Raw genomic sequence first — 25,095 nt, forward strand, 5'->3', positions numbered from 1 at the left:
TAAAAATGTAGCGTAGGGAAGCGTATTATCGCTTCCCCATGCTTCATCTACGCTATTGTACTTTCAATTCTATTATTTTTTGCGTGACACAATTAAGTAAAACGCGCTAGGCAATACCAACAGCGTTAATACCAGTGCACTCGCCATACCGCCTACCATAGGCGCCGCAATTCGCTGCATCACCTCACTACCGGTTCCAGTGGCATAAAGAACAGGTAATAAGCCCACAATAATAGAAAGCGATGTCATCATAACAGGGCGAAGTCGCGCCGATGCAGCATGGACAATAGCCGTTTTAACAAGCTCATCTTTTTTGGTGTTGCCACTTTCTGTTGCGTGCTTAGTAAGTGCGTCTGATACATATTGGTTTAGATAGACCAGCATGATAACGCCTATTTCTACCGCTACACCTGCTAAGGCAATAAACCCAACACCTACCGCCACCGACAGATTAAAATTAAGAAGGTAAAGCAACCATACGCTGCCCACCAGCGCCAACGGTAAGGTAGCGAGTATGAGTGCCACATCGCGAAGGCGTTTGAATGCCAGATAAAGCAAAAGGCAGATAATGGCTAACGTTAGCGGTATAACCACCGACAGTTTTGCTTTCGCGCGCTCAAGGTAAGCAAACTGCCCCGCCCACGTAATAGAGTATCCAGTGGGTAAATCAAGGTTCTGTGATAAATGACGTTTCGCGCTATCTACATAGCCCCCCAAGTCAATACCTGTGGCCGAGTCTGACGAGATATCAATGTATACCCATCCATTTAATCGGGCATTCTCGCTTTTAATCCCCGCCGGCCCGTCGTCAATACGCACAGTTGCCACATCTCCAAGGGTAATGTGAACACCGCTTGGCGTGACGAAAGGCATGGATGCTAAAGATTCAGGCGTATCGCGGTAGTGCTGTAAAAAACGCATGGCGATAGGAAAACGCTCACGCCCTTCCACTGACTGCGTAACCACTTTGCCGCCCACCGCCGAGCCCACAATACTGTGAACATCGTCTATCGTCATGCCATAACGCGCCGCCAACTGCCTGTCGATATCGATATAAACGTAGCGGCCACCTACCACCCGCTCAGCATATACTGATGCTGTGTTGGGCAGGTCTTTAAGCAGTGTCTCTATATCCTTTCCGATGGCTTCAATGCCCGCAAGTTCAGGCCCCGCAACCTTGATCCCAACAGGTGTTTTTATCCCGGTTGCCAACATGTCGATACGAGTTTTAATTGGCATTACCCACGCATTGGTCAACCCTGGAAATTGCACCAGAGCGTTAAGCTCTCCTTTGAGCTTTTCAGTGGTCATGCCCTCCCTCCACTGCGCTTTCGGTTTAAGCTGAATGAAGGTTTCAATCATCGTCAATGGTGCAGGGTCTGTGGCCGTATCTGCGCGTCCAATTTTCCCGAATACCGTTTCAACCTCGGGCAAGGTTGCAATAAGCTTGTCCGTCTGCTGTAAAAGCTCTCTGGCTTTACCCACTGAAATACCCGGGTAGGTTGTAGGCATATACATCAAATCGCCTTCGTCCAGTTCGGGCATAAATTCACTACCTAGTTGGCTTAACGGCCAGTACATGGAAAGCAACAAGCAAAATGCCCCCGCCAAAGTGAGCAGTGGGTAGTTAAGCAACCGTGTCAGCAATGGTTGATATACGCGCTCTAAAGCTCTATTTACCGGGTTCTGGGCTTCAGATCGTATTTTTCCGCGTACAAAATAACCCGCCAGCACAGGAACTAAAGTAATTGCCAGCGCCGCAGCTGCTGCCATGGCATAGGTTTTGGTAAAGGCAAGAGGCGCAAAAAGACGCCCTTCTTGCGCCTCCAATGCAAAAACAGGAATAAAGGATACGGTTATAATTAGGAGCGCAAAGAATAAAGCTGGGCCAACTTCTGTGGTCGACTTAATCACCAGTTCCCAACGTTTTGCTGCCGAAAGCGGGGTTGATGTTGGTCCAGATATTATAGATATTCGCGTTTGGTCACTCACTGCCCCCCTTTGACTTGCCGAAGCGCCTTGACTTGCTGAATCCGTTTGACTCGCTGAGGCTCCCTGACTTGATGAAACAGCATGCTGATGAATGTGCTTGTGTAAATTTTCAACCACAACAATAGCGCCATCCACCATTGCACCAATAGCGATCGCAATGCCACCTAAAGACATGATGTTGGCATTAAGTCCCTGCAGCTTCATTACGATAAAGGCGGCGAGAATACCAATAGGCAAACTGATTAGCGCAACCATAGATGAACGTAAGTGAAACAAGAAGATAGCGCACACCAAACCGACAACCAGTAGTTCCTCCACCAGCTTATTGGTCAGGGTATCGACGGACTTATCAATAAGGGTGGAGCGGTCGTAAACGGGGACTATGTTCACCCCTTCAGGCAGGCTCGCTTTTAATGAATCCAGCTTAGCTTTGACCGCGTTTATAGTGGCTTTTGCGTTTTCGCCATAGCGCATCACTATAATGCCACCCACGGTTTCGCCATTCCCGTTTAGTTCAGCAATACCGCGGCGCATCAACGGGCTTTCTACCACTTGTGCTACATCGTTAATCGTTATGCTAACGCCGTCCTTGATAACACCTGTGGGTAACGCCAGTATGTCGTCAATGCCCTGAATGTAGCTTTGCGCACTAACCATGTACTCTGCCTCGGCCATTTCAATAACCGAAGCGCCTGACGCGCGGTTACCCCGTTTAAGGGCAATTTCTATCATGGATGGCTGAATGTTGTAGGCACGTAATTTTTCAGGGTCGACAATAACTTGGTATTGTTTAACCATCCCTCCAACAGACGCAACTTCAGATACGCCTTCAACTGACTGAAGCTCAAACTTCAAGAACCAGTCTTGCAACGCCCTTAACTCACCAGCATCCAGCGCATTTGGCTGACTAGCATCGTTTTCCAACGCATAAATGTAAACCCAACCTACCCCAGTAGCATCTGGACCTAGCTGAGGTGTCACGCCTTCTGGAAGTTGCGAAGACGCCTGGCTTAGGTATTCCAGAACTCGGCTTCGAGCCCAGTACATGTCGGTATCGTCATCAAAGATTATATACACGTAGGCATCGCCGAAGAATGAATACCCTCGCACCGTCTGTGCGCCAGGCACTGACATTAGCGCAGAGGTGAGAGGAAACGTCACCTGATCTTCCACCACTTGCGGCGACTGACCGGGATAGTTTACTTTCACTATGACCTGGACATCAGATAAATCAGGGATAGCATCAACGGGGGTGTTTTTCACCGTCCAGACACCCGCAATACTGAGCATAATAGCGCTCAGCAATACCAGTATTCTATTGTTTACCGACCAGCGAATTACCGATTCAATCATGGTGCATATGCTCCTTATGATTTATCGGTTTTTGTTCTGCCGACTTGTAAACCATTGACTTATGAACCATTGACTCGTGAGCATCGCTTTGCTCTCCATCGCCCTTCCGCTCGCCCGCATTATGGTTATAATTGCTGTGACCTGAGTCATGCACCATGCCCTTGTCCACCGCATTTTCACTACGCTTTCGCATATCAATAACCGTGAATTCTTCGCCAGTCACAAAGGTGAACATGATATTGTCACCTTCTTTGAACTGAGATAAGTCAATATGCTTTGATACCGCAAATGACATTGTCGCAGGTCCCCGCCCCCATTTTTCAATCGGCCCGCGAGCGATTACTAACTTTGCGTTATTCGAAGCGCCATTCGTTTCGGTGTCAGCTGGCAATTCAATTGCCTCAATAGTACCTGTTGTCGTGGCCTGGTGATCGGGCGCTTTCATTCGCTCAAAGTCACTGCTTTTCGACGACTCTGAATCAATCAAAAATTGTGCTGATACCACAACATCATCCTCTGGGAGCAAGCCTTCGACGACTTCAAAATGTGTACTATCGCTTTGCCCCAGCGTTACGCGTACCGACTTAAAATTGCCATCGCCATCACTGAGTACCACTTTTGCGCCCTCTGCCGTGCGAATAACGGCACGGCGAGGAACCAGTAACGCCGCTTTGCGTTGAGTAGGCGTAATTACAACGTGAGCAAACATATTGGGCTTTAACGTGTGATTGTTATTGTTTAGCGGTATGCGCACTTTCAAGGTTCGGGTTGTTTCTGACAAAGACGGATAAATATACTCTACGTGACTTTCCCATTTAGCATCAGACGCATGGTCCGTTTCGTCGAGGGTAACCACAGCGCCATTATGAGGCGCTATGACTTGCGCGAACTTTTCAGGTACCTCTGCAATCACCCACACCGTATCTAGCTGTGCGATGCTCATCAAGGTTGTCCCGGGCTGAACGTAAAACCCCTCCCGAATATTCAGCGCTTCTACTACACCGCTTTGCGGCGCGTTAAATGTGACGGTTTGTGCTACCCGTCTACTTTTCTGCAATTCTTCGATAACGCCCTTTGATAGCCCTAGAGTTTTTAGGCGCTCGGCTGCGCCCTGAATTAAACGTGAATCTCCTCGCTTAAGAGCTAAAACGTATTCTTCTTGTGCGTTAACTAATTCTGGCGAATACAGGGTATAAAGTGCCTGTCCTTTTTCTACCTGCTCACCTTGGGATTTAATGAAAAGCCTGTCGACCCAACCTGATACTCTAGGGTGGATGTGCACAATGCTATCTTCATCGTAGGCAACGTTGCCCACCGCCGTTACGGTCTGTTGAAGTGTTCCAATGGTAACGGGCGCGATTTTAACCCCCATATTGTGCTGTACATTTGGCGCAATCATTACGGTACCAGGCGTACGCTCATTACTTTTCGCAGATGTTGCTTCGTCATTGGCGTATACCGGCACCAAATCCATTCCCATCGGTGACTTTCCCGGTTTGTCACGGCGATAGCTGTCATCCATAGGCGCTACCCAATATAAAGGGGCTTTGATGTTAGTTCCGTCGCTGTGGGTGTTTACTCCGCTGTGGGCACTTTCACCATTTCCGTGTTTTGATGAATCAGACAACAATAGTGAGGCCAAGCCGAATGCTAACAGGCCGCCGAGTAGCAGGCCTATTAGCAAACCTTTTATTAGCGTGCTTTTTGTATCTGGAGCAGGGTGAGTCGAAGATGTCATATTAACTACTCTTTATTCGAAAAATGGGCGAGAGTGGGCAGGTACAGATAAGCAAGTGACGTCAGTGTTCTGGCGCGCTCGATGTCGATTTTGAGTAAATCATCCTGTACCTGTACTTGCTTGAGGTTGGCATTGACAACATCACTAATATCACCGGTGTCTGTGGTATAAGCTGTCAGTTCAGCTTCAGAAAGTTGCTGTGTTTCACCAACTAACGCCGTTTCATAAAGCGCTTTGCGCTCACTTAGCGCTGACAAGCGTGATTTAAGCACCTCTGCGTTCGCGGCAAGCTCGTTCACTTTCAAGCGGAAGTCCGTTTCAGACGCACTCATTTTGGAAGCCGCAGCGGCTATTGAAGCGTCTTGACGAGACTTATTGAAAAACGGAAGGTCTACTTGAACACCCAATGACACAAAATCAGCTCGGCTTGCGCCATTTTGCGCGTCTTGTCTGTATCCATAGCTTGCTTCAAATGCCCACTGAGATTTAGTTTGTTCTCGCGCTATATTTAAATTTTGCGCCTCTATCTGGGTTTGAATCTTAAGTAATGTTGCCTCGGGGTGATGCTGTAGTATTGAAAAAGGCTCACTGCTCTCAATAACCGTCAAGAACGAAGAGAAACTAAGGTTGCTGCCATTTAATATGGCATCGACTTCAATGGCGTCTTGTGTTGAATGAGTCAGGGGCGCGCTTACTGATTCATCTAGCGGCGCACCAAACCATATTGAAAGTGCAGATCTCGCTTCATTTTTTTGCTGATAAGCCTGCACGTATTTATCGTCTAAAGACAACAATGCCAAGCGCACTTGCAATATGTCTTGCTGCGCCGCTGCACCAACGCCTTGGCTGTATCTGGATTCGGTAAAGTCGAGCAGCTGTGTAAGCAATAGCTTCTCTTTGTCTAATAAGCCAAGGCGACGTGTTGCGTAAACCCAGTTTAACCAGGCAAGCGTGACTTCACGCTTAAGCCACGCCTTTCTCGCTTGGCTCTCTACCGACATTTGATCAGCCATAACTTGATACTTTTGCTGGCTATAAAAGTTTTCATCGCCTCGCGGCAATTGCTGCTTCAAGCCAACTTTAAATTGTGTCATTGGCTCTTGGTCAAATGCGAAGCCGTCGGTAGGCAAATTTTGTACAGACGCTGAAACCTGAGGGTTTGCCCAATATGATGACGCCTCGGCTTCTGCATTAAAGCGATCCTTGCGGTGCACATTCCCTTCAAGCAAAGGGTCGTGTTGTATTGCTAACTGCAGCGCTTGCTCCAGGCTTAGGGTCTGCGCCACAACAGGCTTATTAGCCATCAAAAATGAAGAAAGCACAAAAAATAGAGCGAACGAGGCCTTTATTTTATTAGGCTTGGCAGTGCCCATTTTTTTAGGTACCGAATAGTTACTCATGTATAACATCACTTTTCGTGTTCAAGGCGTGGTGACGTTGTCCGCTCTTCGCTAAATTTCACAAAGAGAATTAGCAAAAAGGCTTACCACACGTTATTTAGATAAAAGAGTAGAGACATCTCAAAACGAAAAGACACCTCGTTGAATCAAAAACGTCTCTGCGGCAAAACACATCCGCGAGATAGATCTATGCTGTGAAAAGTGATTTAGGTGGGCGAAATTGCCCGAAGTGAGGAGGTGTACTCTGCCCCAGAATAGGCGCAATGGCAGCCATTCTGGCTACTGATATTTCGGTTTCAACGGTAGGCTGAATTAGCGCACTAGTGCTAAAGTTAAAACAGTGATCGGCTGGGCATTTACACTCATCCTTGCAGCAAGACATGTCGCTCATCTGTGATGCTTTCACGCTATTCACGCCTGCATCGCTGACCGGGACGCTGTTGAATTGGGCGGGCTTGCTCATGCTGTTTTTAGCACTTAAATCCGCCTGTGGTGACGACAATTCTTGATGCTGACAATGTGTATTAGCAGACGCAGGGGTTTGAACCCGATGGTTAACATGAGCAGCATCCGACTGTGGAGTCATCGCCGACATTGAATGGTCATGTTCGAATGAATGTTCAATAGACACAGCGCTGCCTGACGACACAAGGGCCATCATTAAAAACAAGGTAAAAACCCACGAACTTGCATTCGCCGACCTATACCTTTTGCGCGTTAAACCAATCCGAAACTTTCTCAAAGACTCTACTCAGAAAATTACAGTCTATTATGCAACGAAATAATAGCGTGATGTCACCGACCAGTAAAGCCAGCGGTTAATGTCGCTAAGCCAGGGCCTGTTGATCTTTGTTGTAAATCAAAGGCCAACAGGCCCCAGTAACTTATTCAAACTGCGACAAATAATCACGCAACATCAGGCCCATAGTCGAGAACAGCGGGTTTACCTTAGGTACCGCACATTCTTCCTGCTGATTAACCATGCTTGCGTTGAAATTCATTTTATTGAGCAAGCTTGTATTCACGACTAAATCTGCATGGCACAACCCGTACGATTCATCGATAACGAAGAAGGTATTCGGACCTTTACTTGCGTCCATTAACTGCTCTATACCGCGAATTGGCGTGGTTACATCAGCTTGAGAATGAGCGGCAAATAATGGCACTTCAATTTGCTGACCTTCTTCGACTTTGTCGCGAATAGTGTTAATTAAATCCATCAATTCCAGCCCTGCTAACCCCGCCACATTAGGGTATTTGTACGGGTTAGGACCATGGGTTTGATAACTTCCATCTATGATTCTAGCTAAAAGTTTAATTCCCCAAATGCGAGACATACTTTCAGCGTTATCAGACAGCGCCAGCGCGCCAGAAAATAACATAAGACCATCGATATTATTTACTTCGTTATTGGCATTGTCTAAATAATGTTCAACCGCCAGTGCACCACCTGTAGAGAATCCACCTACAAGTAAGGTATCACCCATGCCATCAGCCAATTTAATGACTTCATCAACATGCCTTTGCCAGCGCTCTGCTAAATCCCAGTCAGACATATCGTCATTGGCGTCTCGCTTTCCATGCCCAGGTAAAAGCGGCACGACCACAGTAAACCCCTGGTCAAACAAGATGTTGGCGATTTCACGCATGAAGAAAGGCGAATCGCTTAGGCCGTGGATAAGCACTGCCACCTTGCTGCTTGATTTATTGGTCAGCATGAAAGGTGAGTTGCCTTCATTGCGCAATACGTTGCTGCAAACAGAAAAGCGATTGAGTGCTGTTTCTCTGCACGGCTGGGTTTGGCCCCACTCTTTTTCGTAAAATGCTTTGAACTGATTTTGAAGATCTGAAAAACTTCTGCTTTTCATTCCGCTAGTATCGGGTATAGATAAATTTGCGGCTATAGCCATATTTGCACCTAAAAGCGCAACAATACCTATGAGCATTTTTACAAAAAACTTCGATGACACCATTATTCTCCGCTACGGATAATTAATAAAAAAACGGGAGCAGTTTACCATGCTCCCGTTTCTTGTGACGATTAATACGTATATTACGTTAGCTAAAGTAAACCTCTAGGTCGTCAGAACCACCTATGTGTTTACCGCCAATGAAAACTTGCGGTACGGTTTCGCGACCACTAATCGCCGTTAAGCTGGTTAATGAAGCATCTTTGCCCAACACGATTTCTTCGTACTCGTAGCCCTTTTCATCAAGCAGTTTTTTCGCTTTAGCACAGAAAGGACAACCCGGTTTTGTGATAATAGAAACGGGTGCGTTAGTTTGCTCTTCTGGCGCAATGTAAGCCAGCATGGTATCTGCATCTGACACTTCAAACGGGTCGCCGGCAACGTCAGGCTCAATAAACATTTTGTCTACCACGCCGTCTTTCACTAGCATTGAATAACGCCAGCTTCTTTTGCCAAAGCCTAGGTCCGCTTTATCTACCAGCATACCCATGCCGTCGGTGAATTCACCATTTCCATCGGGAATAACCGTAATGTTCGCGGCTTCCTGATCTGCGGCCCATGCGTTCATCACGAAAGTATCGTTCACCGATACACAAACAATGTCATCAATACCGTGTTTCGCAAATTTTTTCGCTAATGCGTTATAACGTGGTAAGTGAGTAGAGGAACACGTGGGTGTAAATGCACCAGGTAAGGAAAATACCACCACGTTTTTGCCAGAAAATAATTCATCTGTCGTTTTCGTTACCCATGCATCCCCTTCTCGGCATGGAAATGACACGCTTGGTACTTTTTGGCCTTCTTTAGAAGTAAAGCGACTTTCTGACATAACAACCTCTTATCGGTAATCTTATTGATGAAATATGAAGACTAGAATGAGTTTTTGCACAAATCAATAGGTATTGTCTTACATTCGTTAATATCGATTTTGATGCTGAACCTAGCTGATAGCCTGCCTATGCTTTTAGTCGAGGTTAGGTACGGTCGTGACACCATTCACGACCCACCGTAACGCTCAGTATTTTAACATAAGCGATATTCGAGGGTTATCACCATGATTATTTTGGTTGGTGGAGAAAAAGGCGGTAGCGGAAAGAGCTGCCTGGCACAAAACATTGCGGTTTATCTTCGCACTGAAAAAGGTGCCAAGGTGTTAATGGTTGACTGTGACCCGCAGCGAACGACATCAGACTGGATACAGGAACGCAAAGCTAACCCTCGTCTAGCCGAAATAAATTGCGTTCAGTTATATGGGAAAATACGTAACGAATTGCTTAGTCTCCGTCAGTATTACGATTACGTTGTGATCGACTGCGGTGGCCAAGACAACCTTGCTTTACGTTCCTCAATGGCGGTCGCTGACCATATACTTATTCCACTTAGACCTAAGCGTCGCGACCTAAAAACAGTGCCTCACATGGAAGATATATTGTCTACCTGTAAGATGGTTAACCCAAAAATGAACGCTGCTTTTGTTATCACACAATGCCCTTCTCTTCCCAGCCTGGCAAATCGTATTCTTGAGGCAAAAGAAGTGTGTCGTTCATTTGGTATACCTGTCCTGAACTCTGTCACTTTTAGTAGAAACATGTATGACGACTCGGAAGAGTCGGGACAGTCAGTTATTGAAAGTGAGCCAGAGGGCAAGGCGGCTACAGAAATAAGAACCCTGTTTGAAGAGTTATTAGCTGGCAAAGTGGAGGACGCTTATGAGTTTACTCAGCCTCAAAAAGTCGAAGCCGTTAGCTAAGCCCAACCTTCGCTCTGTAGAAGATTTTATCGATGATGCATTGCTTTATGCACAGGGTAAAGTTGAGAAAAAGCAATCATCGGCGGCTAAAAACGAATTAAAAAGCATGCGCACAGATTGCGTTGTACCGATAAGAAAACCAGCTAAACCAGAGGGTATGCGACATGCTACTTTTACATTAACACCGCAATGTATTGAAAAACTTGCAAATATTTCCAAAAAGACAGGTAAAGCCAAGTCTGCACTGATTCGAGAGTGGATTGAAAAAAACAGCAAAAATTAGACTAAAGTATAAATCCAAATACATATTAAAAACGTTTTATTCTTCACAATAGTAATGTTGCTAGGGCGAGAGCCCCTTGAGATACTCAGTAACAGTATATTCTGACAGCGTATAGGAGATACAACAGAATGGGCAGTGGAGGATTGAGCACAGTGCGCGTGCTATTGTGTGCCCTACTATTTGCGATGTATCTTGTGCCGATTAAACCGGCAATAGCCCTCAATCTAATTAATAGCGAAATCACAAACGTTGAAAACCTTTTAAAGGCTAAAAAATACATTGATGCTGACAGCAAGGCACTTTTATTGTTAGAGCAAGCCTTGCAACAACAGCAGATGTCTGCCGATGCTTTTTCATCACTCGGTCAGCTTCTTCAAAACGCATCTCGCTTTGAAGTATCAAAAGCTATCTTTAACGCTGCGCTAGAGCGCTACACCGTTGAGGGTAAGCTTAGTAGAATGGCGTCAACTCTTCTTCAGCTTGCTATTTCTGAAAGGCATCTATCAAATTACGCCGTGGCAATGACTTATGTCAGGCGTGCCATGTCTATTGCACAAATTGAACAAGACGACCTCTTAAAAGCACGATTAAACCTTGAACTTGGCATAATTCACCAAGACCAAGGGGAAATAGAAACCGCTCTTGAGCCGTTAAAACAAGCCCTGCGTTACTTCCGTGAAAATAAAATGGCTAATGAAATGAGCCTCTCGCTTCTCCGTATTGGCGACATTTATAGTTTACTCAACCAGGCGGCTCTGGCCCATACCTATTACGAAGATGCATTTGATAGCATTGAAAACACGGGGACGCCTAGGCTACTTGGTATCATAAAAGCACGTATGGGTGCATTAACACTGAAAGCAGGTGATATTAACCAAGCCATAGAGACTATCAACGACGCTTTGACCCTACTACTTTCTACCGATGACGTTGGTGCAATCGCACAAGCAAAAATGCTATTAGGTAACGCACTTGTAGAAAGTGGCGATGTTACAAAAGGCAGGGAACTGTTAAAAGAAGCCATGCAGTTTGCACGTTCATCAGGGCAAGCCAAATTAATGAAAGAGGGACGGCTGGCCCTTTCGCAAGCTTACATGAAAGAGCAGAGCTTTGAACTGGCTTTAGCAGAAGCACGCACGGGTACTATTGATGCGCGAAAAAATAGGGACATTCGGGGGCAGTTGAGTTTTCTAGCAATACAGCTTAGTGCTTTTGTTTCGCTTGGGGAATTTAAAAAAGCGCTGGACATTCAATCAGTTATTCAACAGTTGCGTGAAAGGTTGCTGGACTCAGAAAACAAGTCCGCCATAGAAGGGCTTCAGGCTGAAATCGAACTTGTGCGCCAGTCTCGCACGCTAGAAAAGTTAGAAGAATCGAAGCAGCTTGTGCTTGCTCAAGCTGAGCGTGAAAACTTACAAACCACCTTGTTTTGGAGTGTATCCTTAGCAGCTCTGTTACTGACATTTTTAGTCTGGAGTCGATACAAACAGCGCCAGCAAACCATTATTCTGCGCCGAGAAGTTAGACAGCAAACGTTGACCCTCCAAGAAAAAAATCAAGAGTTAGAAAGAGCCTACAAGACGCTAGAAGAGGTAAGCCTGCGCGATCCGTTAACGGGTTTGTACAACAGGCACTACCTTGAGTCACAACTACCGGGTGAAATTAGGCGCAGTCAATTTTCAGCAAAACAAAATACATATGCTAATAAAGCGAAACAAGACTTACTCTGCCTGCTTATCGATATCGACCACTTTAAACGTATCAACGACGATTACGGCCATATGGCGGGTGACAAGGTGTTATCAGCATTCGCTAACGTATTAAAAGAAGTATTCCGACAGACCGATCTTATTATTCGATGGGGCGGTGAAGAATTCTTAGTCGTATGTCGCCAATCTAATAGAGAAGAACTGCCAGAATTGGCTGAGCGCTGTCGAGAAATGGTGGCTCGCACGTCTTTTGATATTGGCAAAGAAGCTCCCATCAATATTACCTGTAGTATTGGTTTCTCATTGCTTCCTCCTGACAAAGAGGATGATTTTGATGCTGCATGGAAGCGAACGTTTGCTGTAGTAGATTATGCGCTTTACGCCACTAAACTTTCTGGCCGTAACGGATGGGTAGGTGTTATAGAAACACTAACAAGCCCTAGAGCGCATCCAACGTTGTTAGATACTAAATTCAATTTTCCTGGTTCAAGAATTGCCACATCATTTAACAATGTGGCGAGTATCAAGTGGCCAGATACCCTCGATAAATAGCAGTAGAGGAAGTGACATATGTATAGAGGAAGCTGTTACTGTCAAGCCATTCAATATGAAATTGAACACCTGGATGAATTAGAAGCCGACAATGAAACTCTGACTCAAACAGATACCAGTAAACTGAGTATGACAGTTGAAAAAGAAAGGCTTGTTATCGACTGTGCTCCTTTCTCGTTAGCCAAATTACATGAAGCTAACGGTGAAACGCATCACGTATGTAATGTGTGTGCAAGCGTCATTTTTGTAGAACTTAATCCAAATAAAGTACGACTTGAAGTGACATTTACGGGTCACGACGCGCTAGCGGAACCACATCGCCAGTTTATGCTTTAAAAACCCTTGCATATAGTGTTTAGCTAGCATAATACATGTTCTTAACGGCTTAATAACTGGGGTAAAAATCATTCATCCCAGTTATTAAGCACTCGTAGTGGCAGGTGCAATTATCTGCCTTTAATCGCTACTTTTAATATCTTCCATGTGATATTTATCAATAAGCGAATATAATGTTGGCCGCGTAACGCCAAGCAGCTCTGCCGTTTTAGACATATTTTTATCTGCTTTTTGATAGGCCCTGCGAATAGCTCTACTCTCTGCAATCTCTCGCACTTCGCGTAGGTTCAACGTTTCAGGCTCATCAACGGCACCTACTGGCATTAGCCCTAAGTCATCAGGTTGAATGACTGTACCTTCGGCCATAATTACCGCTGACTTGAGTTTATTTTGCATTTCACGAATGTTACCCGGCCATTTGTGAGCTAACATGGCATTAACAGCGGTTTCAGAGAAGCTTTTGGCCTTAGCTTTAAACTCTGCGCGGTAAATGTTCAAGAAGGTACGGGCCAGCAAAATGATATCTTGATCTCGTTCACGCAACGGCGGGATTACAATGGGCATTTCACCTACTCGATAATACAAATCTTCTCTAAAAGTTTCCTGCGCTACCATGGCCTGCAAATCTCTGTGAGTCGCACAGATAACCCTTATATCAACAGGAATTTCATTGCGCCCGCCCACGCGCTCTATCACTCGCTCCTGCAAGAAGCGGAGCATCTTAGCTTGTAACCCTATTGGCATGTCCCCTATTTCATCGAGAAACAAGGTACCGCCTTGCGCGGTTTCAATTTTACCTATGGTGGTTTTATTCGCGCCAGTGAACGCCCCTTTTTCATAACCAAACAACTCACTTTCTAACAAGTTCTCGGGTATTGATGCACAATTAATCGCCACAAATGGTTTATCTTTTCTTGGACTGTGTTCATGAATACTGCGCGCAAATACTTCTTTACCTGTACCACTTTCACCAAGCAGTAAAGTGCTGATATCGGTATTAGCAATTTTCTCGGCCCGGCGCACGACTTTTTGAATAGCCTCGCTATTGCCGACGATCCTCGACATGCCTGAACGGGTGCGCGATAAAATGCTGTTCTCATGCTCCAGCTTCGACAAATTCAAAGCACGATTGACCAACAGTTTAATGGTGTCCGAATCGATAGGCTTTTGATAAAAATCATAGGCACCAAAATCAATGGCTTTAAGCGCATTTTGCTTATCACTGTTGCCAGTCACCACGATCACCTTAGTTCTCGGCGCTAGCGCAATGATATCGTGAAGAATACGCAAACCTTCCGACGCATTAGCTGGGTCTGGCGGAAGCCCTAAATCTAGGGTGACAACCTTAGGTTCAAAACGACGGAGCTGGGCTATGGCAGATGTGTGATCGTCTGCAAAAACAACGTTGTAATCGGTAAGACTCCATTTAAGTTGCTTTTGGATACCTAAATCATCATCTACTACCAAAATGGTATCGGTCATTTCATCATCCTATTATTCTTCTTCATCCATCGAAAGGGAGTGGATTTGATAATGCTTCATCCACTTTTTAGTTATGTACCCTATCCTATCGGAAAATACAGCGTAAAACAGCTACCGCGTCCAGGTTCACTTTGAACAGTCAGTTTGCCACCGATAGACTCGATATATGTTTTTGCGTCATATGCACCTATTCCCATTCCTGCATTGCCTTTCGTGGTATCAAATGGCTTAAATAGGCGCTCTTCAATAAACGCTTTATCCATACCTGACCCTGTATCTTCTATCAAAACTAGCTGCGTTTTGCTGTCAGAATTCGCAGTAATCACCACGTCGACTTCTCCGTCATCTGCGGTCGCCTGCTGAGCGTTGCTGATTAAATGATAAAGCACGTTTGCTACCTTATCCTTATCAACCGTCACGGCCGTTTCTTTTAGCACATGAACTGTTGGTAGCGGACGTATACCTGAACAACGATTGTTGACCACATCCTTGGCTAGGTCCGAAATCAAGAATTCTGAGTTTACACCTTCTTCAACGGCCTTCTTATCAGTCAGCTGCTTGAGCATTTTTTCCATTCTTGCCTTAGTATGCTCCAAGGTTTCGAAGGTGTCTTCGATAAATTCAGGGTTGTGTTTATGCTGTTGAGCATTGGCAAGAATAAGGTCGACTTGAGCTAGTACATTTTTTAAGTCATGTAAAACGAATGCAGACATTCGATTGAATGCAGCAAATTGGGCGTTTTCTGCTACCACTTGTGCCGCCTCGTGGTGCTGCATGTACGTGCCCACTTGCTCAGAAACGGCGGTTAGATAGTCTTTCACTTCCCAATTTAAACTGATTTTTTCATTGTCTCCTGACGCGAGAACAGCAAATCCCCACAGCCTTCCCTCTTTTAAAAAAGGCACGAAAAGTTGGTAGCCCCATGCTTTTAGTGCGTCTCTATCTAGCTTCAACCCTTCGTAATCGAATGGTTTGACGAGGTAGGCATCCGTATCAATGATCCAGCCATTTTTGTCGCTGTAACTTGCAAGTGTTTCCAACGTTGTACAGGTAGCGTGGTTTTCTTTCGAATCAGTTGACGATTCATTGTTATCTGTTGACGCAGTGTTTGCGATAGGTGATGCCTTAGCCACGCATTCATAGCCATTCTGCGTTACTTTAAACAGCAGACCAGATTCATATTGAATGGCGTTAAGCATTCCTGTTAGGCCAGCGTGGTAAACATCTGATGAGGTATCCCCAGCGCGCGTTAACCACTGCGTTAATTTCACCCATTCAACGCGGTAGTCGAACTGATTCGCAAAGAAATGTTTAGTGATGAATACTTTTATCTTAGTGCGAAAGCCGTTGGACAAGAATACAGTGGCAAGCAAGGCAAATGACATCACAACCAGTATGATTTGAACCGTCGCACCCCAGTTGCCTCCCATATAATTTATGGCGTAGCCGACAACAGCCATCACGAAAAGATAACCGCCTGCTACTAAGAGTAGAGAGCTGTGCAACACCACGTCCCGCGAGATAAAGATATCAATGCCCCAGTGATGAATTCGTCGGATAGATATGACGAGTAAGGGCATTAACAAGAAGTAAATATAGCCTCGTGCAGCTATGTAGCCTATTTCGACCTGGTTAACCATGGTAGCGTTTGCATAGGTAACGAACTCAAACAGGTTGGTTGCTCCCAGATAAATAATGATGGGCTTAAACGCCCACTGCTCACGCCCCGCTTGTCGATACACAACTTCAAGAAGTACAAGAACTTCTAATGACAGCACAATCAGTACAAGAAAGCTCCACGCAGGATTTACTACCAATAGATAAGGGGCTAGCAATGCTGCCAGTGCGGGTGCAATAATAATTAACGTAACAGGGCGTTTTAGAACGTCGAAGATATTGCTAAAACTGGTCTGTAAACAGCCAGCCAAAAAAAGTAGCCATGCGAGCTGCTTAAGCACGTCAGCACTGAGTAACCAGCTTAGCGAGATAGGCCCAAATAGCGAAGTGATCAGGGTTGTCGACCATAAAAAGGTGGCTGTGGTTGCCAATACCAACAAATGCTTGGCTACGCCGGGTTTGCGTACCGTTAACAACAGCAATAAAAGGGCTAAGTGCGCCAGGCTATTTAACCCATAGCCTACATCTGAAATCATCCTTTTATCTCACCCTTATTATCTTTATTTAGGAGATGAAATACAGGGATACGCATTGATGCAACGTCCCTGCTTTAGCGACACAATGTCAGAACAGGCCACTTGATTGACCGCGCTGGCACTGGCGACAATGTTGATTATATCTTACCTTCAACGGCACATAGCGTTTTCAGCTAGGTACGGTGCGCAGGCAACGCCCGCGCTATGAGAAAAACTACCGTTTACGGATCACTAGTGAGCCAATTGAATACCCTGCACCAAAAGAGCAAAGTACTCCCACGTCGCCAGCAACCAAGTCTTCATGGTTTAAACCAAACGCAATCACAGAGCCCGCAGAAGCAGTGTTGGCAAACTCGTCTAACACAATTGGCGCTTCGGTACGGTCAGCATCGCGACCTAACAGGCGTTTACAAATCAAGGTGTTCATATTGATATTAGCCTGGTGAAGCCACCAACGCTTGACGCCCTCTGGCGTAATGTCGTGACTCGCTAAATGCGCTTCAATATGCGCGGCTGCCAACGGGCACACTTCCTTGAAAACTTTGCGCCCCGCTTGATGGAATAGTTTATCAGGTCCATACGGGTCAACGTCTTCGGCACGTGTCATATAGCCAAAATTTGAACGAATATTGTTTGAGAATTTCGTCAATGCCTTGGTGCTTAGCACGTCGTACACGTGGTCACTTTTGGCGGTTTCAGCAAGCTCAAGCACAGTCGCCGTAGCCACATCGCCAAAAATAAAGTGACTGTCGCGATCAGCGTAGTTAATTTGCGGTGAGACCAACTCAGGGTTAATAACCAACACGCGAGTCGCATTTTTCGCGCTCAGCATTTCATAGGCGCGATGCATACCGAACGTTGCTGCAGAACAAGCAACTAGCATATCGAAACCAAACCCTTCAATGTTAAGGGCTTCTTGTACTTCAATTGCAATCGCAGGATAAGCACGCTGGGTGTAAGCACACGACACAATCACAGCATCAATCTCATTGGCAGAAACATTGGCTGATGCCAGAGCTAACTTAGCTGCTTCGACGGCAATTTCGGCTTGGTGAGAAAGTTCGTCATCTGATCGAGGGGCAATCTTAGGCTTCATTCGAGTGATGTCTAGTGCACCCTCTTTTTGATAGATGTAGCGACTTTTAATTCCTGATGCTTTTTCGATGAACTCTGCACTTGAATAAGGCATTGCGGCTACATCACCTGATTCGATTTGCGCTTTATTTTCTTCGTTAAACGCATCTACGTAAGCATTGTAGCTATCTACGAGCTCTTCGTTAGTTATACTGTCTTTAGGGTGCCATACACCCACACCACTTATCACAACTTGCTGAGACATAGGCATTCTCTATTATTTGATAACACTATGGTGGTATTGAGTATTGCGTTACTCTGTGTCCTTAACGCATCTATACCAGTGCAATTGAGCCTAATCGTATTTACCTCTAAAAATACGACTGCGTTTTATGGGGTATAGCTTACCTTAATCCTTAAACGGTGTAACCATAGTGAACACAAGGAAAGCTCGATTCCTTTGATTAACGCCAGTCAGCATAGATAATTACCTAATCAGCGAGACTTAAAATGTTCGTAATCGCCGCGTGTTACCGCAGGTAAAGTGGTTTTGCGTCAAGGTAACACAACAACAAGTACGGACATTTTCAACTCGCCCTTCAGAAAGGTCTGGCAAGTTACCAATAAAAAACCCCGCTTCAAAGCGGGGTTTCATGTAATCAAAGCGGGAGCTTACAGCTGGTTGATTTGCCACACCGTTACTGTGCCGCTCACTTCGTTGCCTACAACAAGAAGAGGGACGCCACTTGGGCTGTCTTCAGCGCTAACGAAAACCAGACTTTCAGGCGCAAGGTCACCAATGACATCATCGCTTGTCAAACCTTCGGTTAGGTCACGGTTAATTACATATTCTGCAAATTGAACGTCATAAGGGTTAGTAACGTCGTATACGAAAATACCGCCCATGCGCTCTGTGCCGATAAACGCGTAAGTGCGATCGCCAACTTGACCCACGGTTAACGCTTCTGGCTCAGGACCTTTATTCTCCGAGCGCGAGTCGCTTGCGTTTTCATCGTCACCGTTGTTGAACTGTGCGCCATGAACTGAAGCAGTAATGCGTTCAAAATCATCACCTGAATCATAGACCACTAAACCATTTTGATCCCAGATGGTGAATGAACGTGCACCGTAAGCGTACGCTGCATCGTACTCTCCGTTTCCGTCAGCATCACCCATAGCTGAAGTTACACGTAAGTCGTCCGCTTCACCTGTCGCCTGTAGCATAGCTAATTCAGAGTTGGCAGCAGCGGTAAGATCTTCTACTTTAACTTCGTCTGTATAAGCTAGACAGCCATCATCTTCGTCAAAATCAACACCACCTGCAGCAGTACATGCCGCCTCATCAGCAGCTTCAAAGAAATACTCTCGGGCATCGCCTTCGTTCGCGGTTACGATAAAAGTTGCATCTTTCCACGTAAAGTTAGCGATAGTATCAGGCTGATATACCCCGTAAAGGCCGGTATATTGTCCAAAGCTAACCGCATCGTTCTCTTGAATATCAATATTAAGCCCAGCCCAAGATTTAGTGCCTAGGCCAACAACATCAACGGTTAATTCTTCTAAATCTAATATTGCTAGGCCATTGTTTTCCTGAAGGCTCACATAAGCAACGTCGTTGGTAGCCGTTATATATTCAGGTTCAAGATCTTTCGCAACCGTAGAGGTAATTGCAGTACCGTTAATAGTCTGGCCCGCCGGATTTGGGAACATCATCCCCTGAGCCATCAAATCGGCTTCAGTACCATTGAAGGCGGTGAAACCTATTGTAGTACCAGTTTCTTCAGGCTCTCCGCTGGCTAGAATATTAATAACAGTAATTGAACCCTCTGGATCGATGGTGTAGTCATCAGAAGGCTCACCTTCATTCGCCACTAACACCTTACCACCGTCGGGGGTAAAAGTGACCATATCAGGTAGTGCGCCAACCTCGACAGAATCCAAAAAGGCAGGAGCAGAACTGTCTAGCCCGTTGTAGAACAACACATAACCGTTATCAGTTTTAACGTCTGCGGGTACAGCAACAGCCATGAGATCACCGCTTATTGCAATACTTGTTAGGCTACCTAGCGTTACACCGTTAATATCAGCAGGCAACGCGATAGTGGTTGGCGTAAGTGTGGTTGTATTAATTGGATCTGACATTGTTGCCGTGTTAACGCTAGACGCATCAATAACCGCAATTGTGTTAGTTTCACCGTTTGTGGCGTAAATGGTACTGGTACCGGCATGGTACTGAACAATTTCAGCCGCTGTTTGATTGCCTAAAAAGGCGCGCCCAACGATGTCCATCGCAATACCAATGGAAGCATCGGTGCCATCGCTGCCATCAGTGCCTGGCTCACCTTGTTCGCCCTGCGGCCCCTGTGCCCCAGTCTCCCCCTGAGCACCATCGTCACCATCAAGGCCGCATCCTGTGAGCGCAGCTGAAACTAAAAATGCGAGTAATCCATATTTAAACTTATTACGCACTGCCATTTGCTTTCCTTTTTATTTGTTTTTGTTGTACGTCGAAGGTCCGAGAAATCTGAAGTTCCTAATCCTAGTACACCAGAAAATTTATGTAACTTCTATGTATAAATTAGAATCAGTTTATGACACAAATATTAAGAAGGCAAAAACGTGTAACTTTTCTATAAAAAAGCAACTATTTACGTATTTAAACACCAATTGTAAGTATATATTTCAGCCTACTTTGTAGTCTTATTTATTCAATAGGTCTGCTCGAAAGCGGCACATAGGCGCTTTAGCGCGAACGTCTAGTTTTCTTTATTCGTGCTATCTGATACTAATACTGCTAAATAGACGTACAAACTGAAAGGCATTTTTTTCGTAGCTGAAATACAAAAATGGTGTTTTCAGAAAACAAAAGGATTAACCATGAAATTGAAATTCACTGCATCAACGGTTGTTGCTGCTGCACTTACACTAACCGCCTGTGCTACCTCACCTACAGGCAGGAACCAAGTATTACTGTACTCGGAAACTCAGTTAGCGCAAATGGGCGACCAAGCTTTTTCAGGCATGAAAGAAGAACTTAAAATTTCTAATAAAGCAGTACAGAACTCCTACGTGGAATGTGTTGCAAACGCCATTACTGCCCAAGTGCCCGAGAGTGTTTTTGGCGGTCAGTGGGAAGTGGTAGTGTTTGACGATGAACAGGTTAATGCATTTGCGCTACCCGGTGGAAAAATTGGAGTTTATACAGGCTTGCTCAATGTTGCTGAAAATCAGCATCAACTTGCAGCTGTCATTGGCCATGAAGTGGGTCATGTCATTGCAGAGCACGGTAACGAGCGTATGTCTCAATCAACACTGATTAATGTAGGTAGTCAAGCGGTAGGTCAAGTACTGGCTGCGAACGAGGTGCCTCAATCAGGCCCTATAATGGCTGCTATTGGTTTAGGCGTTCAAGTAGGTGTTCAGCTTCCATTTAGCAGAACGCACGAGTCAGAAGCTGACGTCATCGGTCTTCAGCTTATGGCGAAGTCTGGGTTTGATCCAAGGCAATCTGTGAACTTATGGCAAAACATGGATGCCGCAAGCGGAGGTAACCGCCCGATGGAGCTTCTGTCTACCCACCCTGCACCTCAAACAAGAATTGATAACTTACAAGCAAATATGCCTGCAGCCTATGCCGACTATCAGACCACCTCTTATAGACCTAATTGTAAATAAAGGTACAAACGTTAATAAGAGTATACATTTTATATCGCCTAAGTAGCTGGTTCGTTATTGAGGCAAAAAAAACGCTGCATCTAGCAGCGTTTTTTGTTTTCAAGATAGCGATTACTCGCTGTCTGTTTTGTGTAGGTGAACGTCCATTTGTGGGAATGGAATTGAAATGCCTTCTTCATCAAAACGCAGTTTAACGTTTTCAGTGAAGTCGAATTTAACACCCCAGAAATCAGCAGAATTTACCCAAGGGCGCACTACAAAATTCACGCTGCTGTCAGCCAGTTCAGATACAGCAATTTTCGGCGCTGGTTCTGCAAGAATACGCTCATCAGCCGCCACCATTTCCTCAAGAATTCTTTTCGCTTTAAGAAGGTCAGCGTCGTAACCGATACCCACAACCATGTCTACACGGCGTGTGTCTCTTGCTGAATAGTTAGTGATATTGCCACCGTAAATGTTGCCATTAGGAACAATAATTTCTTTATTGTCTGGTGTATTCATGGTCGTTGTGAAAATACCAATCTTAACAATAGAGCCAGCAGTGCCAGCCGCTTCTACAAAATCACCCGCTTTGAAAGGTTTGAAAACAAGTAGCATTACACCTGCAGCAAAGTTCTTCAGTGAATCTTGTAGTGACAGGCCAATCGCTAAACCAGCCGCACCTAAGATGGCAACAAGTGAAGTAGTATCTACACCTAGTTGGTCAAGTGACGCGACAATAACGAATAGCATCAAGATAGCGCTAATTATCGCCTCTAGGAAATCTACTAACATGTCATCATATTTAGACTTAGCCATTAGGCGTCTAAAAACAGACAAAATAAATCCAACTACGATCTTACCAACAACATAAATCGCAATCGCCATTAAAATATTAATACCCCATGGAATGGCGTAGTCGTTTATGTACCTTTCAACATCGCTTGCTGAAAAAAGCGAAAGTTTCTCTTCCATAATATGGTCCTTGTCATGGTTTGTTGTAATTAACGCAATTACGTTAGCAGCTAATCGTATTATCACCAATACTTAATAGGTCCAATTAGCGTAAATTCGCCCTAAAGTCTAAGTCACATAGGCTATTGATAGTGTTAGCATTATCCTAAAGTAGCGATATATAACGTCATTTATTATTACTTCATAGACTAAAGTTTGAGTATATTTTTTAGTAATTGTCACACGCATGTCACCCAATATTTTTACTATTTCATACCGAAGCCTTTATGCGCTTTTTCCAATTTATCGGAAGTTACCGAGTTTTAAGATATTTTTTTTGATGATTTTTTAGCCACAAAGTTTTAGACTAAAGTCTCAAAAGAATTAAAGCATGCTATCTACTTTGATACACTTGCTTTTAGTTTCTTCTGAACGGCTTTAGCAAACTATGTCAATTAAAGGATTAACGCATGTTGCTTCTATTAACCCTATTTTCAGTCGTTTTGTGTTTATTTTTATATTCACTACGCACTGATAAAGGAAAACACACCAAGTATGCAAGAGCGGACTACCGCCCAGAACCAACATCGAAGTCTTCTTCCACCGTGTTGAAATCAACTTCGAACAACTCTTCGCCTTCTGCAGCGTAGAGTTAATTTACGAGTCAGGTGATTTAAATATAGGCCGCATGCTGTTGTTTATGTAAGTATTTGCTCAATTATTTACATGCAGCTGTCGACAGCATTGCAACCTGTACCTGCACACACGTATCATACGCATCAAAACCAAACACACTATTTATTATGCGTATACCAAGAGTTTATTACCCCAATCCAATTCCGTTAGAGCAAGAGTTTGAGTTAACTGAAGACGCCGGTCATCATATCGCGACGGTACTGCGCATAAAGCCCAATCGCCCTATTGTGCTTTTTAATGGCGACGGGAACGAATACAGTGCGCAAATTATTAGCGTACAAAGAAAAAAAGTTACAGTTGAGGCCGACGCTTGTTTATCGCTAGCGAAAGAATCCCCGCTTCATTTGCACTTGGGTCAAGGTGTATCTAAAGGCGATAGAATGGATACAGTGCTACAAAAAAGCGTGGAACTTGGCGTATCGAAAATAACACCCGTAATCACTGAACGCTGTACGGTTAAACTCGACGAGTCACGCTGGGAAAAGAAAATTCAGCAATGGCAGAAAATTATTATTGGTGCCTGTGAACAGAGCGGTCGCAACATTATTCCCGTGCTCAATGCTCCGGTTAGTCTTAATCAATGGTTGTCTTCTTCAACCAATACCACAAGATTAGTTCTTGCACCTGGCGCAGAGCAAAGTTTGGCAAGACAACCTTATAATGCTCAAGGCTTTCGATTGCTTATTGGCCCTGAAGGTGGGTTATCTGAAACAGAAATTCATCAGGCAAACGAAAACGGCTATCAGTCGGTAAGTTTGGGCCCACGTATTTTGCGCACCGAGACGGCGGCGATTACAAGCTTAAGTATTCTTCAAGCTCAGCACGGCGACTTCTAAGTCAGTATTTTAGGCAGCTTTATAACCAGCATAGTGCTAGCTCAGTAACTTGAAGAATTCAGGTGTGCCCCCATATCCGAATACAATCAGCTGGGCTATCTGAGCCGGCATTTTATCAACATTCAAGGTGAGAACATTATGCAATATACCGTTGGCGTAATTATGGACCCCATCGCAAGCATTAAGCCACATAAAGATACAAGCTTCGCGATGATGCTTGAAGCTCAGCGCCGCGGTGCAAAGGTTGTATATTTTGAATTAAAAGACTTGTATTTAGACAATGGTAAGCCTATGGGCTTGGGTAAAACCGTATCGGTCAAAGATCAAGCTACAGATTTCTACTCCATTGAAGACGAGTCTACTCTGTATTTAGGCGACATTGATGTGTTACTCATGCGCAAAGATCCTCCTTTTGACAGCGAGTTTTTGTATGCAACTCAGGTGCTATCACTTGCGCAAGACGCGGGAGCGCTAGTTGTAAATAATCCTCAAGCGCTTCGCGACTACAACGAGAAGTTGTTTACGTCGTACTTCCCAGAACACATTCCCAATACCTTAGTTACGAACAATCAAGCGCTTATCCGTGAGTTTCACGCCAAGCACCAAGACATTATTTGCAAACCCTTAGACGGTATGGGCGGCGCGTCTATTTTTAGAGTGAAGCCTGACGGTAATAACTTAGGCGTTATTATTGAAACCCTAACCAAGTTAGGTACGCGCTACATGATGGTACAAGAGTACCTACCAGAGATTAAAGACGGCGATAAGCGCGTACTCATCGTTGATGGTGAAGTCATGCCGTATTGCTTAGCGCGACTGCCTACAAAAGGGGAAACCAGAGGTAACCTAGCCGCTGGCGGTACAGGACGCCCTCAGCCAATCTCAGATTCCGACCGCGCCTTAGCCGAAGCCATCGCACCAAAGCTCAAGGAAAATAACATTTTATTTGTGGGGCTTGATGTTATTGGCAGCAAAATTACTGAAATAAACATTACTAGCCCAACTTGCGTAAGAGAAATAGAAGCAGCTTACGATGTTAACATAATGGGTGCGCTGTTTGACGCCATTGAAAAGCGCTTAGCCAGTAAATAAAGTAAGGTTGTATTGGTAACACAGTGCAGTTCGTATCGTAATAAGCAAATATAAGTGGATAGAGCGCCTTT

18 protein-coding genes are annotated in these 25,095 nt (G+C 44.9%); 7 read left to right on the forward strand and 11 right to left on the reverse strand.

The features are described 5' to 3' along the window. Positions 1-72 precede the first annotated feature (72 nt). The 6 genes from AC27KT_RS15390 to AC27KT_RS15415 form a co-directional block, all read right to left on the reverse strand. Positions 73-3,345, reverse strand: a complete 3,273-nt coding sequence (locus AC27KT_RS15390; protein ID WP_487131393.1) for an efflux RND transporter permease subunit — start codon at positions 3,343-3,345, stop codon at positions 73-75. Beyond that, positions 3,338-5,083, reverse strand: a complete 1,746-nt coding sequence (locus AC27KT_RS15395; RefSeq protein ID WP_487131395.1) for an efflux RND transporter periplasmic adaptor subunit — start codon at positions 5,081-5,083, stop codon at positions 3,338-3,340. The genes AC27KT_RS15390 and AC27KT_RS15395 overlap by 8 nt, the downstream gene beginning before the upstream one ends. Positions 5,084-5,088: 5 nt before the next feature. After that, complete coding sequence (locus AC27KT_RS15400; protein ID WP_487131397.1) at positions 5,089-6,483, reverse strand: TolC family protein; 1,395 nt, start codon at positions 6,481-6,483, stop codon at positions 5,089-5,091. A gap of 187 nt (positions 6,484-6,670) precedes the next feature. After that, entirely contained in the window at positions 6,671-7,114 is a 444-nt protein-coding gene (locus AC27KT_RS15405; protein WP_487131399.1) for a hypothetical protein, read from the reverse strand. 253 nt (positions 7,115-7,367) lie between these two features. Further along, positions 7,368-8,456 carry an alpha/beta hydrolase gene (locus tag AC27KT_RS15410; RefSeq protein ID WP_487131401.1) on the reverse strand — a complete coding sequence of 363 codons (1,089 nt, stop codon included), beginning with the start codon at positions 8,454-8,456 and terminating at the stop codon, positions 7,368-7,370. Positions 8,457-8,541: 85 nt separating this feature from the next. Next, positions 8,542-9,282 (reverse strand): glutathione peroxidase, encoded by a 741-nt coding sequence (locus AC27KT_RS15415; RefSeq protein WP_039218689.1) that lies wholly within the window; start codon positions 9,280-9,282, stop codon positions 8,542-8,544. Between the two features lie 225 nt (positions 9,283-9,507). Between AC27KT_RS15415 and AC27KT_RS15420 the strand changes: the two genes are divergently transcribed. From AC27KT_RS15420 to AC27KT_RS15435, 4 genes are all read left to right on the forward strand, one after another. Continuing rightward, positions 9,508-10,203: an AAA family ATPase gene (locus tag AC27KT_RS15420; RefSeq protein WP_014950447.1), complete on the forward strand. Its 696-nt coding sequence runs from the start codon at positions 9,508-9,510 to the stop codon at positions 10,201-10,203. Further along, entirely contained in the window at positions 10,163-10,486 is a 324-nt protein-coding gene (locus tag AC27KT_RS15425) for a replication protein RepA (protein ID WP_487131404.1), read from the forward strand. The genes AC27KT_RS15420 and AC27KT_RS15425 overlap by 41 nt, the downstream gene beginning before the upstream one ends. 128 nt (positions 10,487-10,614) lie before the next feature. Then, positions 10,615-12,747, forward strand: coding sequence for a diguanylate cyclase (locus AC27KT_RS15430; protein WP_487131406.1), 2,133 nt, complete (start codon positions 10,615-10,617; stop codon positions 12,745-12,747). Positions 12,748-12,765: 18 nt separating this feature from the next. Beyond that, a complete protein-coding gene (locus AC27KT_RS15435) occupies positions 12,766-13,083 on the forward strand; it encodes an ADP-ribosylglycohydrolase (RefSeq protein WP_487131408.1) in 318 nt (105 codons plus the stop codon). Between the two features lie 120 nt (positions 13,084-13,203). On the opposite strand, the gene prsR is transcribed toward AC27KT_RS15435, so the two are convergent. The 4 genes from prsR to AC27KT_RS15455 form a co-directional block, all read right to left on the reverse strand. Next, entirely contained in the window at positions 13,204-14,565 is a 1,362-nt protein-coding gene (gene prsR, locus AC27KT_RS15440) for a PEP-CTERM-box response regulator transcription factor (RefSeq protein ID WP_487131410.1), read from the reverse strand. A gap of 80 nt (positions 14,566-14,645) precedes the next feature. Beyond that, positions 14,646-16,718 carry an XrtA/PEP-CTERM system histidine kinase PrsK gene (prsK, locus tag AC27KT_RS15445; protein WP_487131412.1) on the reverse strand — a complete coding sequence of 691 codons (2,073 nt, stop codon included), beginning with the start codon at positions 16,716-16,718 and terminating at the stop codon, positions 14,646-14,648. A 214-nt stretch (positions 16,719-16,932) separates the two neighbouring features. Then, complete coding sequence (locus tag AC27KT_RS15450; protein ID WP_487131414.1) at positions 16,933-18,057, reverse strand: beta-ketoacyl-ACP synthase III; 1,125 nt, start codon at positions 18,055-18,057, stop codon at positions 16,933-16,935. A gap of 407 nt (positions 18,058-18,464) precedes the next feature. Next, positions 18,465-20,267 (reverse strand): choice-of-anchor I family protein, encoded by a 1,803-nt coding sequence (locus tag AC27KT_RS15455; RefSeq protein ID WP_487131416.1) that lies wholly within the window; start codon positions 20,265-20,267, stop codon positions 18,465-18,467. Positions 20,268-20,669: 402 nt separating this feature from the next. On the opposite strand from AC27KT_RS15455, the gene AC27KT_RS15460 reads away from it, so the two are divergent. Beyond that, a complete protein-coding gene (locus AC27KT_RS15460) occupies positions 20,670-21,467 on the forward strand; it encodes a M48 family metallopeptidase (protein WP_487131418.1) in 798 nt (265 codons plus the stop codon). A 111-nt stretch (positions 21,468-21,578) separates the two neighbouring features. Here AC27KT_RS15460 and AC27KT_RS15465 read toward each other — a convergent pair whose 3' ends face one another. Further along, a complete protein-coding gene (locus AC27KT_RS15465; RefSeq protein WP_487131420.1) occupies positions 21,579-22,421 on the reverse strand; it encodes a mechanosensitive ion channel family protein in 843 nt (280 codons plus the stop codon). A 782-nt stretch (positions 22,422-23,203) separates the two neighbouring features. On the opposite strand from AC27KT_RS15465, the gene AC27KT_RS15470 reads away from it, so the two are divergent. After that, positions 23,204-23,932 (forward strand): 16S rRNA (uracil(1498)-N(3))-methyltransferase, encoded by a 729-nt coding sequence (locus AC27KT_RS15470; protein ID WP_487131422.1) that lies wholly within the window; start codon positions 23,204-23,206, stop codon positions 23,930-23,932. A gap of 138 nt (positions 23,933-24,070) precedes the next feature. Further along, entirely contained in the window at positions 24,071-25,024 is a 954-nt protein-coding gene (gshB, locus tag AC27KT_RS15475; RefSeq protein ID WP_487131424.1) for a glutathione synthase, read from the forward strand. Positions 25,025-25,095: the final 71 nt, after the last annotated feature.

It is taken from the genome of Alteromonas sp. 5NW40-0090 (genome assembly GCF_057552975.1).

What these genes read in the sequence shown, in the direction of transcription:
- AC27KT_RS15470 (WP_487131422.1), top strand. Translation starts at nt 23,204, where the DNA reads ATGCGTATACCAAGAGTTTATTACCCCAATCCAATTCCGTTAGAGCAA.
- AC27KT_RS15430 (WP_487131406.1), top strand. Translation starts at nt 10,615, where the DNA reads ATGGGCAGTGGAGGATTGAGCACAGTGCGCGTGCTATTGTGTGCCCTA.
- AC27KT_RS15425 (WP_487131404.1), top strand. Translation starts at nt 10,163, where the DNA reads ATGAGTTTACTCAGCCTCAAAAAGTCGAAGCCGTTAGCTAAGCCCAAC.
- AC27KT_RS15395 (WP_487131395.1), bottom strand. Translation starts at nt 5,083, where the DNA reads ATGACATCTTCGACTCACCCTGCTCCAGATACAAAAAGCACGCTAATA.
- AC27KT_RS15400 (WP_487131397.1), bottom strand. Translation starts at nt 6,483, where the DNA reads ATGAGTAACTATTCGGTACCTAAAAAAATGGGCACTGCCAAGCCTAAT.
- AC27KT_RS15435 (WP_487131408.1), top strand. Translation starts at nt 12,766, where the DNA reads ATGTATAGAGGAAGCTGTTACTGTCAAGCCATTCAATATGAAATTGAA.
- AC27KT_RS15390 (WP_487131393.1), bottom strand. Translation starts at nt 3,345, where the DNA reads ATGATTGAATCGGTAATTCGCTGGTCGGTAAACAATAGAATACTGGTA.
- AC27KT_RS15410 (WP_487131401.1), bottom strand. Translation starts at nt 8,456, where the DNA reads ATGGTGTCATCGAAGTTTTTTGTAAAAATGCTCATAGGTATTGTTGCG.
- AC27KT_RS15465 (WP_487131420.1), bottom strand. Translation starts at nt 22,421, where the DNA reads ATGGAAGAGAAACTTTCGCTTTTTTCAGCAAGCGATGTTGAAAGGTAC.
- AC27KT_RS15450 (WP_487131414.1), bottom strand. Translation starts at nt 18,057, where the DNA reads ATGTCTCAGCAAGTTGTGATAAGTGGTGTGGGTGTATGGCACCCTAAA.
- AC27KT_RS15455 (WP_487131416.1), bottom strand. Translation starts at nt 20,267, where the DNA reads ATGGCAGTGCGTAATAAGTTTAAATATGGATTACTCGCATTTTTAGTT.
- gshB (WP_487131424.1), top strand. Translation starts at nt 24,071, where the DNA reads ATGCAATATACCGTTGGCGTAATTATGGACCCCATCGCAAGCATTAAG.
- AC27KT_RS15420 (WP_014950447.1), top strand. Translation starts at nt 9,508, where the DNA reads ATGATTATTTTGGTTGGTGGAGAAAAAGGCGGTAGCGGAAAGAGCTGC.
- AC27KT_RS15460 (WP_487131418.1), top strand. Translation starts at nt 20,670, where the DNA reads ATGAAATTGAAATTCACTGCATCAACGGTTGTTGCTGCTGCACTTACA.
- prsR (WP_487131410.1), bottom strand. Translation starts at nt 14,565, where the DNA reads ATGACCGATACCATTTTGGTAGTAGATGATGATTTAGGTATCCAAAAG.
- prsK (WP_487131412.1), bottom strand. Translation starts at nt 16,718, where the DNA reads ATGATTTCAGATGTAGGCTATGGGTTAAATAGCCTGGCGCACTTAGCC.
- AC27KT_RS15415 (WP_039218689.1), bottom strand. Translation starts at nt 9,282, where the DNA reads ATGTCAGAAAGTCGCTTTACTTCTAAAGAAGGCCAAAAAGTACCAAGC.